This is a genomic window from Curtobacterium sp. MCPF17_003 (assembly GCF_003224385.1).
GTDB classification, from domain to species: Bacteria; Actinomycetota; Actinomycetes; order Actinomycetales; family Microbacteriaceae; genus Curtobacterium; species Curtobacterium flaccumfaciens.
The window spans coordinates 101411-116316 of sequence record NZ_QKLC01000012.1 but is presented as its reverse complement, the minus strand read 5'-3'; the positions used below and the strand labels follow the sequence as shown (position 1 = coordinate 116316).

The following is a 14906-nucleotide window of genomic DNA, read 5'->3' as shown; positions in this document are numbered from 1 at the left end:
GGCGGGGGCGGGGCGGGACTGGGGCGGCTGGGCTGTTTCGGGCGTACCTGGTCGAATCGGGCGTACCTGGTCGGCTGGTCCGCCCCGGTACGCCCGAATCCGCCAGGCATCGCACGCGTTCTGGGAAAGAACGGACAGCCCGCCGGGGGCCGCCGACACTGCGCCGGGCTGTTTCGGGCGTACCTGGTCGAATCCGGCGTACCCGGTCGTTTGTTCCGCCCCGGTACGCCCGAATCCACCAGGCATCGCGCGCGTTCTGGGAAAGAACGGGCAGCCCGCCGGGGCCGCCGACACTGCGCCGGGTCGAATCGGGCGCACCTGGTCGGATCGGGCGTACCTGGTCGGTCGGTCCGCCCCGGTACGCCCGAATCCACCAGGCATCGCACGCGTTCTGGGAAAGAACGGGCAGCCCGCCGGGAGGCCCGGGGTAGCGTCCGGCGCATGACCCGCGCCGTTCTCGTGTCCAGTGCAGCCCCGCCCACCGTCACCGACGTCGACCTGCCGGATCCGGCCGAGGGCGAGGCCCTCGTCGACGTCACGTACTCGAGCGTCAACTACAAGGACGGCCTAGCCCTCGCGAGGAACCCCGGCGTCGCCCGGCTCGACCCACTCGTGCCGGGGATCGACGTGGTCGGCACGGTGTCGGGGCTCGGACCGGGCGTGCACGAAGTCGCGATCGGTGACCGGGTGGTGCTGAACGGCGCCGGCCTGGGTGAGACCCGGCACGGGGGCTGGGCGACGCAGGCCGTGGTGCAGTCCGGGTCGCTCGTCGTGCTGCCCGAGGCGATCGACGACTCGTTCGCGGCGGCCATCGGCACCGCGGGGTTCACGGCGATGCTCAGTGTGCTGGCGCTCGAGCGCTTCGTCGCGCCGGGGGACGGGCCGGTGCTGGTGACGGGGGCGTCCGGCGGGGTCGGCACCGTGGCGATCGCACTTCTCGCGGCCCGCGGGTACCGGGTGACGGCGTCGACCGGTCGCGCAGCCAACACGGACTCGCTCCGCCGACTCGGGGCGACCGAGGTGATCGACCGCGGCACCCTTTCCGAGCCGGGCAAGCCGATGCAGCGCGCCACCTGGGCCGGAGGGGTGGACAGCGTCGGCGGGGCCACCCTGGCGAACGTCCTGGCATCGACCCGGTGGGGCGGTGCCGTGACGGCGTGCGGGCTGGCGCAGGACTCCGTGCTGCCGACGACCGTGCTGCCGTTCATCCTGCGGTCGGTGTCGCTGCTCGGGATCAATTCCGTCGACGCCCCGCTCGAGCTCCGACGTCGGGCGTGGGATCGGCTCGCGACCGACCTCGACGCCGCGCTCCTGGCCGACGTCACCCGCACGGTCACGCCCGAGCAGGCCATCGCGGTGGGGGCCGAGGTCGTCGCGGGACGGGTGCACGGGCGAACGGTCGTCACCGTCGCGGGCTGATCCGGCATCCTTGCCGCGCGGTTGATTTAGCAAACGTTTGCATATTGGCACGCTAGGATTTCGAGTGTCGATTTCGTCCTCGAGGAGATGACATGCCGGTCCCCAAGTCCACCGTGGAGAGCTCTCCCCGGAAGCTCCTGCGCGACGTCGTCTACGACAAGATGCTCGCGGCCCTGCGGGACGGCACGCTCCAGCACGGCGAGCGCCTGAACGACGACGAGCTGGTCCAGTGGCTGGGTGTGAGTCGCACCCCGATCCGCGAGGCCATCGCGAAGCTCGTCGACATCGGCCTGGTCGAGATGGAGGCGAACCGGTACACCCGCGTCGCCACCCCGACCTTCGAGGACTGGGTCATCGCGACCCGCGCGACCGCCGGGTTCTTCGAGCTCAGCCTGCGCTGGGGCGTCCCGGAGTACAGCGACGAGGACGTCGAGGCCCTCACCGCGCTGCTCGACAAGGCCGACCGCATGCGCAAGGTGCGGGACTACGGGTTCAGCGGCGCCCTCACCGAGATCATCGAGTTCGCCGTCGAGCACTCCGGGAACCCCCTGGTGCAGAACGCGGCCGTCGGCGCCATGGAGCGGGTCCGCTTCACGCTCAACCCCACGCCGGCGTTCGAGCAGTACGGTTCCGAGGCGTTCTTCTCGATCCTGCGCGAAGCGCTCACCGAGCGCGACGGCGAAGGCGCTGCCGAGGCCGGACGAGCCCTCACCCGCAACTTCGAACAGCACATCGAGGCGGTCCGCGCCGACCGCGGCTGACCATGGTCGTCGGCGAGTGGGGTGACGCCGACCCCTGGGCGGCCGTGCACGACGACGCCTACGTGTCCCTGCTCGCCCACGTCCGGACCGGCCCCCGCGGACCGGTGTCCGTCGACCTCGACGCACTGAGCTGGGAGTGGGGCACCTCGCTCGGTGAGGTTCGATCGGCAGCGGCCCGGCTCGAGGACCTCGGCATCCTGGTCCACCAGCCGGACGGCACGTGGCAGTACGAGGAACTCTCCGACGCCGACCTGTCCGACGCACTGGACTTCTGGGTCGCGCTCATCGGTCCGGCCCTCCGTGCCACGATCCCGGCGCTCACCCCCGAACTGCGCGCCGAGCTCGACCGCCGGGTCGCACGGGCCCGCACCACCGCTGCCCTCCGGTTGCCGGAGTACCCGACGGCGTTCTCCGCCGCCTGCCAGTTCTGGTTCGAGCACTCCCCGAACACCCTGGTGCGCAGCCTGGGTCTGCGCGCGTTCGAGCGGATGCGGTGGGCACGCGTCCCCACCCAGCTCTGGTCGGTCCACGACGTGCACGCCTGGTTCGTGACCACCGACCGCGCCGTGGACACCGGCGACCCGGCAGTCGCGACCACCGCGGCAGAGGTCATTGACGGGCTGTTCGAGGTCCACCGGCGGAACGTCGGGATCCCGCGGACGAGCCGCCCGGCGGACGACACCACCGAACACCGTGTCGGCCCGGTCGACCGCGCCCTGCTCCGCGACGTCCGCTCCGGGGCGCTGGGGGTCGGGTCCACCCACGCGCTCGAGGAACTCGTGGCACGGACCGGCGCCGGACCCGAGCAGGTCCTCCACGGGCTGCGCTGGCTGCACGACGTGGGCCTCGCCGAGAGCGACCGGGGACGCCACCGCATCGTCGAACCGTCGCTCGCGACCTGGCGGGACACCATGGAGCTGCTCACCGGGGTCTTCGCCCACGGTGCCGTCCACGTGCTGCCCGGGCTGCGCGGATCCGACCTCGAGGAGTTCCGCCGGCTCGTCGAACGGGCGCGCGCGGACGGCCAGGTGCGCGACCACCGGTACACGGAGAGCGCGTTCGCCGTCACCCGGTTCCTGGCCGAGCAGTCCGGCAACCGCTGGACGCGGCAGGCACTGCGCCTCGCGATGGCACGGCTCGCCTACGCGCTGCCCGAGGCCCCCACGTTCCGGCAGTGGGACGCAGAAGCGCTCTGGCTGGCGCTCGACACAGCGGCCGGCACCGGAGACGTCGGTGCCGCCCGGGCAGCGGCCCGCCGGTTCGTCGACGTCGCACGGGCGCACGTGGACGACGTCACGGCGCGATGGGGCACGATGGGGTCATGACCGACGCGCACGACGACGTCCTGATCCACGCCACCGGGGTCCGGGTCACGCGCTCCGGCCGCGACCTGCTGCACGACGTCGACCTGACCGTCCGGCGCGGGGAGCACTGGGCACTGCTCGGCCCCAACGGTGCCGGCAAGTCCACGTTGCTGGCCGTCCTCGGTGCGACCGGGCACCCCACCGCCGGCACGGTCGAGGTGCTCGGTCGCCGCCTCGGACGCGTCGACGTCCGCGAACTCCGGGAGCACATCGGCCACGTCGACCCCCGACACCGGATGCTCTCGCCGCTCACGGTGCTCGAGACGGTGCTCACCGGGCTGACCGGCACGACGGACCTCATGATGCGGTGGGAGCCCTCGGCCGAGCAGGTCGCGCTGGCCGAGCAGCACATCGCCGACGTCGGGCTCACGGCACGACGGGACGCCCGCTGGCCGGTGCTGTCGCAGGGCGAGCGGGGACGCGCCCTCATCGCCCGTGCCCTGATGTCCGAACCCCAGCTGCTGCTGCTCGACGAGCCGGCGACCGGCCTCGACGTCGCCGCACGAGAGCACCTGCTGGAGACCGTCGATGCGCTGCGGCACCGACACCCCGAGCTGGGCAGCGTCATGGTCACCCACCACCTGGAGGACCTGCCGGCCTCGACGTCGCACGCGATGCTGCTCCGCGACGGTGCCGTCGTGGCCCAGGGCACCTCGGACCAGGTCATCACGTCGTCGGCGGTGTCGCACGCGTTCGACTTCCCGCTCGCGATCCTGCGGTCGGAAGGGCGCTGGGCCGCGCGCCGATCCGCCTGACGCGTGCTTGAATGGCCGTTCAGTGTCCGCGGCCCGTGTCGGGGAGGGACCCGGCACCGCACCACGGTGTCACGCCGCGGACCGTCACCAGGGGGAACCATGACGAACACGCCGCCGCCCTACCCGGGGTCCGAGCCGCAACCGAACGACGGGCAGCCCAACGCCGGCCAGCCGAACGGCCAGCAGTACCCGCAGCAGCCCGCAGGCCAGCAGTACCCGCAGCAGCCCGCCGGCCAGCAGTACCCGCAGCAGCCCGCAGGCGAGCCGTACCAGGCCCCGGCCGGCGCCGCACCCTACGCACCCCCGCCCAAGTCGTCGTCCCGCGGCAAGCGCGTCCTGATCTCGGTGCTCGGCGTCGTCGTGGCCGTGGTGGTGGCGTTCCTCGTCCGCCAGGGCCTCAACGCGGCCTTCAGCGACTCCACCGAAGAGAAGGTCTCGAAGGCCGTCGAGCAGATCCGCGAGCAGAGCGACCTGCCCAAGCAGGTCGACTCCGTCACGACGTGGACCGGGATCGAGGCCGAGGGCGCCGCGATCCACTACGACTACACGGTGTCGGCGGACGTCGACCCGGCCTCGATCAACGAGGGGGTCATCCGCGACGCCGTCGGGCCGAACCTCTGCTCGACCAGCGAGACGAAGAAGCTCCTCGACGAGGACGTCGACATGCGGTACACCTACGCGTTCGAGGGCTCGTCGAAGACCGTGGACACGACCTTCACCAAGGCCGACTGCTCCTGAGCCCCGACGCCCGTCACGCGGTCGCGGCGGCAGCAGCCTTCGCGGCCGCGGGCAGGGCGTCGAGGATCCGTCCGACCGCTCGGTCGTCGTGGGCGGCCGTCACGAACCAGGCCTCGAACACGCTCGGCGGCAGGGTCACCCCGGCGTCGAGCATCGCGTGGAAGAACGGCGCGTAGCGGAACACGTCCTGCGCCCGCACGTCGTCGTAGTTCCGCGGTGCCTGCTCGGTGAACGCGAACGAGAACAGGTTGCCGGCGCGCTGCACGGTGTGGGCGACGCCCTCGGCCGACAGGGCGTCCGACGTGGCCGCGGAGATGACCGCAGCCGTGCGGTTCAGCGACTCGTACACGGACGGCGTCGCGGCGCGCAGCGTCGCGATGCCGGCGGCGACGGCCAACGGGTTCCCCGACAGGGTGCCCGCCTGGTACACCGGCCCGAGCGGGGCGAGGAAGTCCATGACCTCACGCCGACCGCCGAGTGCGGCGAGGGGCATGCCACCGCCGATGACCTTGCCGAACGTGATGAGGTCGGGCTTCCACCCGGCGCCGTCGGGCACGACCTTGGACGCCTCGAGGCCCCACCAGCCGGCAGCACCGACGCGGAACCCGGTCAGGACCTCGTCGACGATGAGCAGCGCCCCGTGCGACCGGGTGATCTGCGCCAGGGCACGGTTGAAGCCGCGCTCCGGTGCCAGGACGCCCATGTTCGCGGCGGCGGACTCGACGATGACGGCGGCGATGCGCTCGGAGTGCTCGTCGAACGCCCGGCGGACGGCGTCGAGGTCGTTGTACGGCAGCACGAGGGTCTGCGCGGCGGTCTCGGCGGTGATGCCCGCACTGCCCGGCATGGCCAGGGTCGCGACGCCCGAGCCGGCCTCGGCCAGCAGGGAGTCCGAGTGCCCGTGGTAGTGCCCGGCGAACTTCACGAGCAGGTCGCGGCCGGTGTAGCCGCGTGCCAGCCGGATCGCGGTCATCGTGGCCTCGGTGCCGGTGGACACCATGCGGAGCTTCTCGATGGGCCCGTCGCCGTCCACCGACACCCGCTGCTTCACGAGTTCGGCCAGCTCGGTCTCACCCGGGGTCGACGCCCCGAACGACAGTCCGCGCGCGGCGGCCTGCTGCACGGCCTCGACCGTGCCGGGGTGGGCGTGCCCGAGGATCGCGGGGCCCCACGACGCGACGAGGTCGACGTACTCGCGACCCTCCGCGTCGGTGACGTAGGCGCCCTTGGCGGACACCAGGAACCGCGGGGTGCCGCCGACCGACCCGTAGGCGCGGACCGGTGAGTTCACGCCCCCGGGGATCGCGTTCTTGGCTCGGCCGAAGAGCTGGTCGTTCGTGGTCATTCGGGGGCCTTCCCGGTCGAGGCGATGCCGGCGACGTCCGCGGTGCTGCCCGAAGTGCGGAGGCCCGCTTCCTCGTTGAGCTTCCGCGCGATGTCGACGGCGAAGTAGGTCAGGATCGCGTCGGCACCGGCGCGCTTGATGCCGACGAGCGACTCCATCGCGGCGGCGTCGCGGTCGATCCACCCGTTCTGCGCTGCTGCGGTGATCATCGCGTACTCGCCGGAGATCTGGTACGCCCAGACCGGGACCGGCGAGGTGGCCGCGGTCTCGGCGAGCACGTCGAGGTAGCTCATCGCGGGCTTCACCATCACGATGTCTGCGCCCTCGTCGACGTCGAGCTCGACCTCGCGGAGTCCCTGCCGACCGTTCGCGGCATCGATCTGGTACGTCCGGCGGTCGCCGACGAGCGACGACGAAACGGCCTCGCGGAAGGGACCGTAGAACGCCGAGGCGTACTTGGCGGCGTAGGCGAGCAGCGCGGTGCCGCTGTGCCCGGCACCGTCGAGCGCGTCACGTGCGGCGGCGATCTGGCCGTCCATCATGCCGCTCATGCAGACGAGCTCGGCGCCGGCCTCGGCCTGCGCGACCGCCATGTCGCGGTAGCGCAGCAGGGTGGCGTCGTTGTCGACGGAGCCGTCGGCGGCCAGCACACCGCAGTGTCCGTGGTCGGTGAACTCGTCGAGGCACAGGTCGGACTGCACCACGAGGGCATCCCCCACCTCCTGCCGAGCGACGCGGATCGCCACGTTGAGGATGCCGTCCGGGTCGGTGGCGCCCGAGCCCTCGGCGTCCTTCGTGGTCGGGACGCCGAACAGGTTGACCCCGCCGACGCCCTGCTCTGCCGCCCCGACGAGCGCGCGGCGGAACGAGTCGAGGGAGTGCTGCTGCACGCCCGGCATGCTCGAGATGTCCACCGCGTCGGTCGCGCCTTCGCGGATGAACATCGGCAGCACGAGCTCGGCGGGGTGGAGCCGGGTCTCGGCCACGAGTCGTCGCATCGCGGGGGTGGCGCGGAGCCGACGGGGGCGGACCTGGGGGAAGCGTCCAGTCACGGGTGACCTTCCTGGTGGGGGGTGGTTGGGTTCAGTGCCTCGACGACGGCGTCGAGCAGGGCTTCTGCGGACCGGGACCGTCCGACGGCGTGCACGGGCAGTCCGGCCGCGCGCGCGTCGGCGGCGGTCCCGGGGCCGATGCAGGCCACGATGGTGCGTGGGTCGAGCGGGGTCATCCGGCGGGCGATCTCGCGGGCGACGCTGCCGCTCGTCACGAGCACCGCAGCGGGCGCCGTCTCGAGGGTGATCGGCTCGTCGCCGGTCCCCACGGTACGGTACGCGACCACGTCGTCCACGTCGATGCCGCGGGCACGGAGGCCGTCGACGAGCGTCGGTGCCGCGATCTCGGAACGGGGGAACAGCACGGTGCCGTCGGTGTCGGGGAACGCCGTTACCAGACCGGCTGCGGACGTCTCGGTGGGCACCAGGTCGACGACCCAGCCCGCAGCGCGCGCGGCACGGGCGGTCGGCTCGCCGACCGCGGCGACGCGCACCCCGGCCGGGAGGCCCGCCACGCGTTCCGACAGGACCGTCACGGCCGTCGCACTGGTCATCACCACCCATGCGTAACCAGCCACAGGGGTTCGGTCGCCGACGAGGATCGGTGACCAGTTCCTCCCGGCCGCACCGGAGGCGACCAGACGGCGGACCGCAGCGTCGAGCGCGGTGGGGTCGGACGGCGGAGCCTTCGTGATGAGGGGGACGACGACGGGGGCGAGCCCACGGGCCCTGGCCGCTGCGGCGACCCGGTCCCCCCACGCACCGCCACGCGGGACGAGGACGACCGGGGGTCGCGCCTCGTCCGTCGCGGTGGTGGAGGGTTCCGTGGTGACCGCCTACTCGGCCGGCGTCGCGAGGCCGGGGCCCGCGGTGTGCGGGCCGTCCGTGGTGTCCTCGGCGACGGTGGTCGCCAGGTCGGCCAGGTCCGCAGCACCGTTCTCGAGCAGCTCGGTCGCCACCCGGCCGCCGACCTCGAGGGCTTCGTCGAGACGGTCCTGCGCCGACCCGTCGAGCACGGCCGCGTGCGATGCGGTGCGGTACTCGGTGCCGTCGGGGCGGTAGACGGTCGCGGACACGAGCAGGAGCTCGGCGTCCACGACGGCCGTCGCACCGATCGGGGCGGAGCAGCCGGCCTCGAGCTTGGCGAGCACCTCGCGCTCGGCCGTGACCGTCAGGCGGGTCGGGGCGTGCTCGATCTTGCGGAGTGCGGCGAGCAGCCCACGGTCGGTCTCGTCCGAACGGATCTCGACCGCGAGCGCACCCTGACCGGGAGCACTCGGCCAGAAGCCGAGGTCGAGCAGCTCCGTCGCGGCCGACAGACGGTCGATGCGACCCAGGCCGGCGGCGGCGAGCACCACGGCGTCGAGGTCGTCGTCCACCCGACCGAGGCGGGTGTCGATGTTGCCGCGGATGTCGACGACGTCGAGGTCCGGACGCGTCGCACGGAGCTGCGCGGCACGGCGGGGCGAACCGGTGCCGACCTTCGCGCCCTCGGGCAGGGTGTCGACGGTGGCGCCGTTCCGTGCGACGAGGACGTCACGGGCGTCCGCACGCTTCGGCACGGCACCGATCGTCAGGCCCGGGTACGGCGCGGTCGGCAGGTCCTTCAGAGAGTGCACGAGCACGTCGACCTCGCCGGCGACGAGCGCTTCACGCAGGGCGCTGGCGAAGACGCCGGTGCCGCCGAGCGACGCCAGGGAAGCACGGTTCGTGTCGCCCTCGCTCGTGACGGTGACGAGCTCGACGGGCCGACCGGCGGCCTTCGCCAGACGGTCGGCGACGTCCTGCGACTGCGCGACCGCGAGCCGACTGGCACGCGTGCCGAGCCGGATCGGGGTCGGGCCGTCGGGCGACGTCGTGTCGGGGTCGCTCACGGGTGCATCGGTCACGGGGCGACGCCCGCGGCGGCGGGCTTGAACCCCGCTCGCACGTTCTCGCAGCACCCGGGACGGCACACGTCGTACCAGGGACCGATGTCGGTCATGTGCGGACGCTCGGCCTTCGGGGTGCCGTTGACCCGCTCGAGCACCAGGTCGACGAGCCCGGACACGTAGGCCGGGTCGATGCCGGGGGTCTGCGTACGGAGCGACCAGAAGCCGAGCTCACCGGCGGTCTCGGTGGCTTCCTCGTCGAGGTCCCACATGACCTCCATGTGGTCGCTGACGAAACCGAGCGGGACGATCAGCACGGCACGCGTCGGGCCGCCCTTGAGGTCCTCGTTCATGTAGTCGTTGATGTCGGGCTCGAGCCACGGCTGCGTCGGGGGGCCGGAGCGCGACTGGTAGACGAGCTTCCAGGCGGGCTTCGACGTGCCCTGCAGGTGGGCGTGCTCGGGCTGCTCGAGGAGCTCGGCCCAGGCCTGGTCGAGGACGACCTCGCCGACCGCCAGGTGCTGCGCCTCGTACGCGCCGTGCTCGTCGAACCCGCGGTAGTCGGGGCCGGAGCGGGCGGCGTCGGCCGAGGGGATCGAGTGCGTCGAGAAGAGCACCTGCAGCTCGGTCGCGACGTCGAGGCCGTCGTTCTCGGCGATCGCGCGGGCCATGCCGTCGCGGACGCCGTCGATGAACGGGCGGACGAAGCCCGGGTGGTCGAAGAACTGGCGGACCTTGTCGATCTGGATCGTGTCGATCAGGCCGGTCTCGTTCAGCACGCGGGCGTAGTCCTCGCGGTACTGCCGGCAGCTCGAGAACGACGAGTACGCGCTCGTGGCGATGGCGACCAGCTTGGTGTAGCCCTTGTCAGCCGCCTCGGTGAACGCTTCTTCCAGGTAGGGCTCCCAGTTGCGGTTGCCCCAGAGGACCGGCATGTCGATGCCGCGCGACGCCAGCTCGGCCTCGAGCGCTGCCTTGAGCGCACGGTTCTGCGCGTTGATCGGGCTCACGCCGCCGAAGTGGCGGTAGTGGTGCGCCACCTCTTCCAGACGCTCGTCCGGGATCCCGCGGCCACGCGTGACGTTGCGCAGGAAGGGGATGACGTCGTCCTGGCCCTCGGGGCCACCGAAGCCGGCGAGCAGGATCGCGTCGTAGGCGGTCGGGGTCTCGACGTGCTCGGGACCGGATGCCGCCGCGGGGGTGGCGGCGAGGACCTGGCCGTTCGTGATCATGCTGGTGTCGGTCATGACAGCACCTCCGGGAGTTCGGCGGTCGTCACGCGACGACCCGTGAAGAAGGGGACCTCTTCGCGCACGTGCATGCGCGCTTCGGTGTAGCGGAGATCGCGCATCAGGTCGACCAGGTCGACGAGGTCCGGGCTCTCGAGCGGCAGGATCCACTCGTAGTCGCTCAGGGCGAAGGTCGCGATGGTGTTCGTGAGCACGCGGCGGTACTTCGCACCGGCGATGCCGTGGTCGCGGAGCATCTTCGAACGCTCCTCTTCCGGCAGCAGGTACCACTCGTAGGAGCGGACGAACGGGTACACCGTGATCCACGCCTCGGGGTCCTTGCCACGCAGGAACGCGGGGGTGTGCCGCTTGTTGAACTCGGCCTCGCGGTGCATGGCCATCACGTGCCAGACCGGCTCGGCGTCCTGGAAGAGGCCGGTGCGACGGATCTCGCGCAGCACGGCCTGGATGACCTGCGCGTCGTCACCGTGCAGCCAGACCATGACGTCGGCGTCGGCACGGAAGGCCGAGACGTCGTAGAAGCCACGGATCGTCACCCCGCGCTCGGCGGCGCTGGCGATCACGGTGTCGAGTTCGGCCACGGCGTCGTCTCCGACGCGGTGGACCGGACCGAGGGGCCGGCGGAACACTGCCCAGAGGGCGTAGGCCGTCAGCAGGTTCGGGTCGATCCCGGAGTCCGGGAGACCGGTCTCGGCGGGTTCGGTGTGGGGGTGGTCGTTCGCGTGCGCGGGCGCGTCGGAGCTCATGGATCCATTGTCCTATCGGTTGCCAGGGTGTTGGCCGCCCCGCATCCGGTGGACCGCGCTCGGGCGGTCTACCGCCGTCGGAGCACCATCACGACGATACCCCCGACCACCGCCACACCGGCTGCGAGACCGGCCAGGTAGGGCACCGGCTTCTCGTCGAGGCCGCGCTTGAACTTCGACGCCGCGATCCCGATCTGCTTCGGGACGTTGAGCTTGTCCTCGATCGCGTCGAGGGTGTCGAACAGCTGGGCGCGGGTCGCGGCGACGCGAGCAGCGAGATCGTCGTGCGGGTCGGTCACGGTTCCTCCGTCGGTGGTGCGGATGTCGGGCCTCAGGGTCGGCCGTCGACGTCCGGGGTGCGGCTGCCGTACTGGGTCGGCGGGGTCGGCTTCTTGCCGAGGCCCTTGACCGCGTTGATGTCGTCCTTGACGCTCGCGATCGTGCGCTTCGGCGTGACCGGCAGGCCCTTCTTCAGCCGCTTCCAGCCGATCAGGCCGAGGATCGCGGCGATGATCAGCATCACCACGGCCACCACCAGTGCGGCCAGCCACGCCGGCATCACGGTCGCGAGGCCCATCACGGCTGCGGTCAGCAGGACGCCGATCGCGTAGAGCACGACGACGAGGGCACCGACCAGCAGACCGGCTGCGAGGCCGAAGATCTTCGCCTTCGCGAGCATCTCGGCCTTGAGCAGGTCGATCTCGCCCTTGACCAGGCCCTTGACGAGCTTCGGGACGTCACCGACCAGGCCGAACAGCGAACGCGACTTGCGATCGCGGGTGTCGGTCATGAGGTGGTGGTGTCCTTCTTCTGGCCGACCTTGCGGACGGCCTTCTTGGTCGTCTCACCGATGAACTCGGCGACGTCCGGCGTCTTGTCGGCGATGAAGTCCTCGGCGACGTGCACGCCCTTCTGGACGCCGTTGCTGTTCCAGACCTTGCCGCTGACGGTCTTGATCTGCTCGTACCGCGCCCGTCCGGCTCGCGATCCCAGGACGTACCCGAGTGCGGCGCCGGCGACGAACAGGAGCTTTCCGCGCATGTGCGATTCCTCCGTGCATTGGTTGTGCGGTGGTCATGCACCGAACGGAATACGTCCGGCGGTCTGACCAACAGTAGCCCTCAGGGGCTGCGCGGTCCGCTCAGGAACCGAGGATCTCGTCGGCTGCCTTCCGAGCAGCGGCGATGATCCCCGCCAGGCCGCGTCCGGTGGAGGCCTCACCGATCCCGACGACGCCCTCGGCCAGCCCGGCCGCGGTCAGGTCCGGCCCGTACCAGCCGACGCGTCCGGCGCCGCTGACGCGATCGGCCGTGATCGGCACACCGAGCAGCGTGGACGCGTCCTGCAGCGCGCGGCTGCCGACGGGGTCGGTCGGGTCGACCGGGAGGCTCGTGGCGACGCCCGCAGGGTCCGTCGCGGTGGTCGCGTAGCTGAGCCGCAGGACGTGGCGTCCGTCCGCCGCGTCGGCCAGCCACGGCCACTTCACCGTCGCGTGCGTGAGGGCCTTCGCCGACACCGCCTGGGCGTCCGGGTGCACGAGCATCCCGGTGCCACGCGGGGCGGCGTCGAGCTCCGGCTGGTCGACGACGAGCGTGACGAGCTGGATGCCCGTCCGATCGGGGGTGGCGGTGCGCTCCGGGTCGGCGACGGAGGACAGGGTGTGCTGGGCGGGCAGCCGTTCGGTCGTGCCGTCGGCGCTGACGATCTCGACCGCGTGCGCCTCGATGCGGGTCGCCCGGGTGTGCAGCCGGACGTCCACCCCGTAGGTCTCCATGTCGGCGACGAGCTCGTCCACCAGGCGCACCGTCCCACCGCGGATCCCCTGCACCGGGGTGCCGGCGGCCGCGCGTGCCCGCAGCGACAGGACAGCCCGGGCGAGTGAGCCCTCGCGCAGCAGTGCGGCGCGCAGGCCCGGAGCCACCCGATCGGGGTCGAGCTGGTCGGGGTGGGTGGAGTGCACGCCACCGGCGATCGGCACCACGAGGTCGTCGAGCACCCGCTCCCCCATGCGCCGACGGACGAGTTCGCCGAGCGAGGAGGCCTTGGCGCCCACCGGTGCCGGCAGCAGCGAGTCCATCTGGGCGCGCAGGCCGCCCTTCTGCCCGACCACGGCCAGCACGTCCGCGGCCATCGGGGTGCTCGGGATGCCGAGGAGCCCGGTCGCCGGGATCGGGGAGGTCCGGCCGTCGCGGGTCATCAGCCAGGCACCGCGGGGGTCGGGGGCGACGACGTCGTTGCCGAGCCCGAGCTCGATCGCCAGGCGGCCGACGGCGTCCGTGCGGGTGGCGAACGAGTCGGCCGCCATGTCCAGGTCGATCCCGCCGACGGTGTGCCGACGGATCATGCCGCCGAGCTCGCCCGAGGACTCGACGAGCACCACGTGGGCGCCGCCCTTGGCGAGGTCACGGGCGGTGACGAGCCCGGCGACCCCACCGCCGACCACGACGACGTCGGTCACGCGCCGGCTCCGTCCTGCGCTGCGCCGCCGTCCGCGCGGCCGTCGCCGAGCGAGTGGACCAGCTCGACCACCCGGGTCAGGACGTCCGGGTCGGTCTCGGGCGGGACGCCGTGGCCGAGGTTCACGACGTGGGCCCGTGCGGCACCGCCCCGACGGACGACGTCGCGGACGTGCGCTGCGAGGACACCCCACGGCGCCGAGAGCATCGCCGGGTCGATGTTGCCCTGCACGCTGACCCCGGTGCCGACGCGCTGGACGGCCTGGTCGAGCGGCAGGCGCCAGTCGACCCCGACCGCGTCGACGCCCACGGAGTCCGTGCCGAAGGTCGTCATGTCGGCCAGGACCTCACCGCTGCCGACGCCGAAGTGGATGCGCGGCACCCCGAGCTCGGCGACGTGCGACATCGCCTGGGCGGAGTGCGGTGCGACGGACCGGACGTAGTCGGCGCGGGAGAGCGACCCGACCCACGAGTCGAAGAGCTGCGCGGCCGAGGCCCCGGCGAGCACCTGTGCCCGGAGGAACACCCCGGACACCTCGGCGGCCCAGGCGAGCAGCCGCGACCAGGTCTCGGGGTCGGCGTGCATGAGCGTGCGGGCGCGGATGTGGTCCTTGGACGGGCCACCCTCGACCAGGTAGGCGGCGAGGGTGAACGGCGCCCCCGCGAAGCCGATCAGCGGGGTGTCACCGAGCTGCTCGACCGTGCGTCGGACGGCCTGCTCGATGGGGGCGAGGGCCGCGGGGTCGAGCTGCTCGAGGGCGTCGACGTCGGCGGGGGTGCGGATCGGCGACGAGAGCACCGGGCCACGACCGGGGACGATCTCGACGTCCACGCCGGCGAGCTTGATCGGCACGACGATGTCGCTGAAGAAGATGCCCGCGTCGACCCCGTGCCGGCGCACCGGCTGCAGGGTGATCTCCGACGCCATCTCCGGGTCGAGGCACGCGTCGAGCATGGCTGTGCCGACCCGGAGCTCCCGGTACTCCGGCAGGGACCGTCCGGCCTGGCGCATGAACCACACCGGGAGCGTCTCCGGACGGTCACCCCGCAGGGCCCGTACCAGGCGGGAACCACTCGTCCGCCCTGATGCCAGGGGGTGGGAGTCGGGGAGGGATGTGGTCGTCGCTTCGGTCACCGGATGATTCTCCC

The 14906-nt window shown here is 72.3% G+C and carries 16 protein-coding genes; 5 read left to right on the top strand and 11 right to left on the bottom strand.

Going from position 1 to position 14906, the window contains the following annotated elements; genetic code table 11:
• Positions 1-441 precede the first annotated feature (441 nt).
• The 5 genes from DEJ30_RS13050 (at position 442) to DEJ30_RS18260 (ending at position 5037) form a co-directional block, all read left to right on the top strand.
• Positions 442-1419, top strand: coding sequence for an acryloyl-CoA reductase (locus DEJ30_RS13050; RefSeq protein ID WP_110862062.1), 978 nt, complete (start codon positions 442-444; stop codon positions 1417-1419).
• Positions 1420-1511: 92 nt separating this feature from the next.
• On the top strand, positions 1512-2180 hold the full coding sequence (locus DEJ30_RS18390; protein WP_071404482.1) for a GntR family transcriptional regulator: 669 nt from the start codon (positions 1512-1514) through the stop codon (positions 2178-2180).
• A 2-nt stretch (positions 2181-2182) separates the two neighbouring features.
• Entirely contained in the window at positions 2183-3505 is a 1323-nt protein-coding gene (locus tag DEJ30_RS13040; protein ID WP_110862060.1) for a hypothetical protein, read from the top strand.
• Entirely contained in the window at positions 3502-4299 is a 798-nt protein-coding gene (locus tag DEJ30_RS13035; protein ID WP_110862057.1) for an ABC transporter ATP-binding protein, read from the top strand. The genes DEJ30_RS13040 and DEJ30_RS13035 overlap by 4 nt, the downstream gene beginning before the upstream one ends.
• 99 nt (positions 4300-4398) lie before the next feature.
• On the top strand, positions 4399-5037 hold the full coding sequence (locus DEJ30_RS18260) for a hypothetical protein (RefSeq protein WP_181420135.1): 639 nt from the start codon (positions 4399-4401) through the stop codon (positions 5035-5037).
• A gap of 13 nt (positions 5038-5050) precedes the next feature.
• On the opposite strand, the gene hemL is transcribed toward DEJ30_RS18260, so the two are convergent.
• The 11 genes from hemL to hemE form a co-directional block, all read right to left on the bottom strand.
• Complete coding sequence (gene hemL / locus DEJ30_RS13020; RefSeq protein ID WP_110862052.1) at positions 5051-6382, bottom strand: glutamate-1-semialdehyde 2,1-aminomutase; 1332 nt, start codon at positions 6380-6382, stop codon at positions 5051-5053.
• Positions 6379-7434 (bottom strand): porphobilinogen synthase, encoded by a 1056-nt coding sequence (hemB, locus tag DEJ30_RS13015; RefSeq protein ID WP_258369932.1) that lies wholly within the window; start codon positions 7432-7434, stop codon positions 6379-6381. The genes hemL and hemB overlap by 4 nt, the downstream gene beginning before the upstream one ends.
• Entirely contained in the window at positions 7431-8012 is a 582-nt protein-coding gene (locus DEJ30_RS13010) for a uroporphyrinogen-III synthase (RefSeq protein ID WP_258369930.1), read from the bottom strand. The genes hemB and DEJ30_RS13010 overlap by 4 nt, the downstream gene beginning before the upstream one ends.
• Before the next feature lie 258 nt (positions 8013-8270).
• Positions 8271-9308 carry a hydroxymethylbilane synthase gene (gene hemC, locus DEJ30_RS13005; RefSeq protein ID WP_110862046.1) on the bottom strand — a complete coding sequence of 346 codons (1038 nt, stop codon included), beginning with the start codon at positions 9306-9308 and terminating at the stop codon, positions 8271-8273.
• Between the two features lie 11 nt (positions 9309-9319).
• The gene (locus DEJ30_RS13000; protein ID WP_110862044.1) at positions 9320-10552 is read right to left on the bottom strand and encodes a ferrochelatase; all 1233 of its coding nucleotides are present in this window, start codon (positions 10550-10552) and stop codon (positions 9320-9322) included.
• Positions 10549-11301 carry a hydrogen peroxide-dependent heme synthase gene (gene hemQ / locus DEJ30_RS12995; RefSeq protein WP_110862042.1) on the bottom strand — a complete coding sequence of 251 codons (753 nt, stop codon included), beginning with the start codon at positions 11299-11301 and terminating at the stop codon, positions 10549-10551. The genes DEJ30_RS13000 and hemQ overlap by 4 nt, the downstream gene beginning before the upstream one ends.
• A 68-nt stretch (positions 11302-11369) precedes the next feature.
• The gene (locus DEJ30_RS12990; RefSeq protein WP_027467026.1) at positions 11370-11600 is read right to left on the bottom strand and encodes a DUF3618 domain-containing protein; all 231 of its coding nucleotides are present in this window, start codon (positions 11598-11600) and stop codon (positions 11370-11372) included.
• A 32-nt stretch (positions 11601-11632) separates the two neighbouring features.
• Positions 11633-12091 (bottom strand): phage holin family protein, encoded by a 459-nt coding sequence (locus tag DEJ30_RS12985; protein ID WP_110862040.1) that lies wholly within the window; start codon positions 12089-12091, stop codon positions 11633-11635.
• Entirely contained in the window at positions 12088-12342 is a 255-nt protein-coding gene (locus DEJ30_RS12980; protein ID WP_017887727.1) for a hypothetical protein, read from the bottom strand. The genes DEJ30_RS12985 and DEJ30_RS12980 overlap by 4 nt, the downstream gene beginning before the upstream one ends.
• A 100-nt stretch (positions 12343-12442) precedes the next feature.
• A complete protein-coding gene (locus DEJ30_RS12975; RefSeq protein WP_258369926.1) occupies positions 12443-13759 on the bottom strand; it encodes an NAD(P)/FAD-dependent oxidoreductase in 1317 nt (438 codons plus the stop codon).
• A complete protein-coding gene (gene hemE / locus DEJ30_RS12970) occupies positions 13756-14892 on the bottom strand; it encodes a uroporphyrinogen decarboxylase (protein ID WP_110862037.1) in 1137 nt (378 codons plus the stop codon). Before hemE ends, DEJ30_RS12975 begins: the two co-directional genes overlap by 4 nt.
• Between the last annotated feature and the right edge of the window lie 14 nt (positions 14893-14906).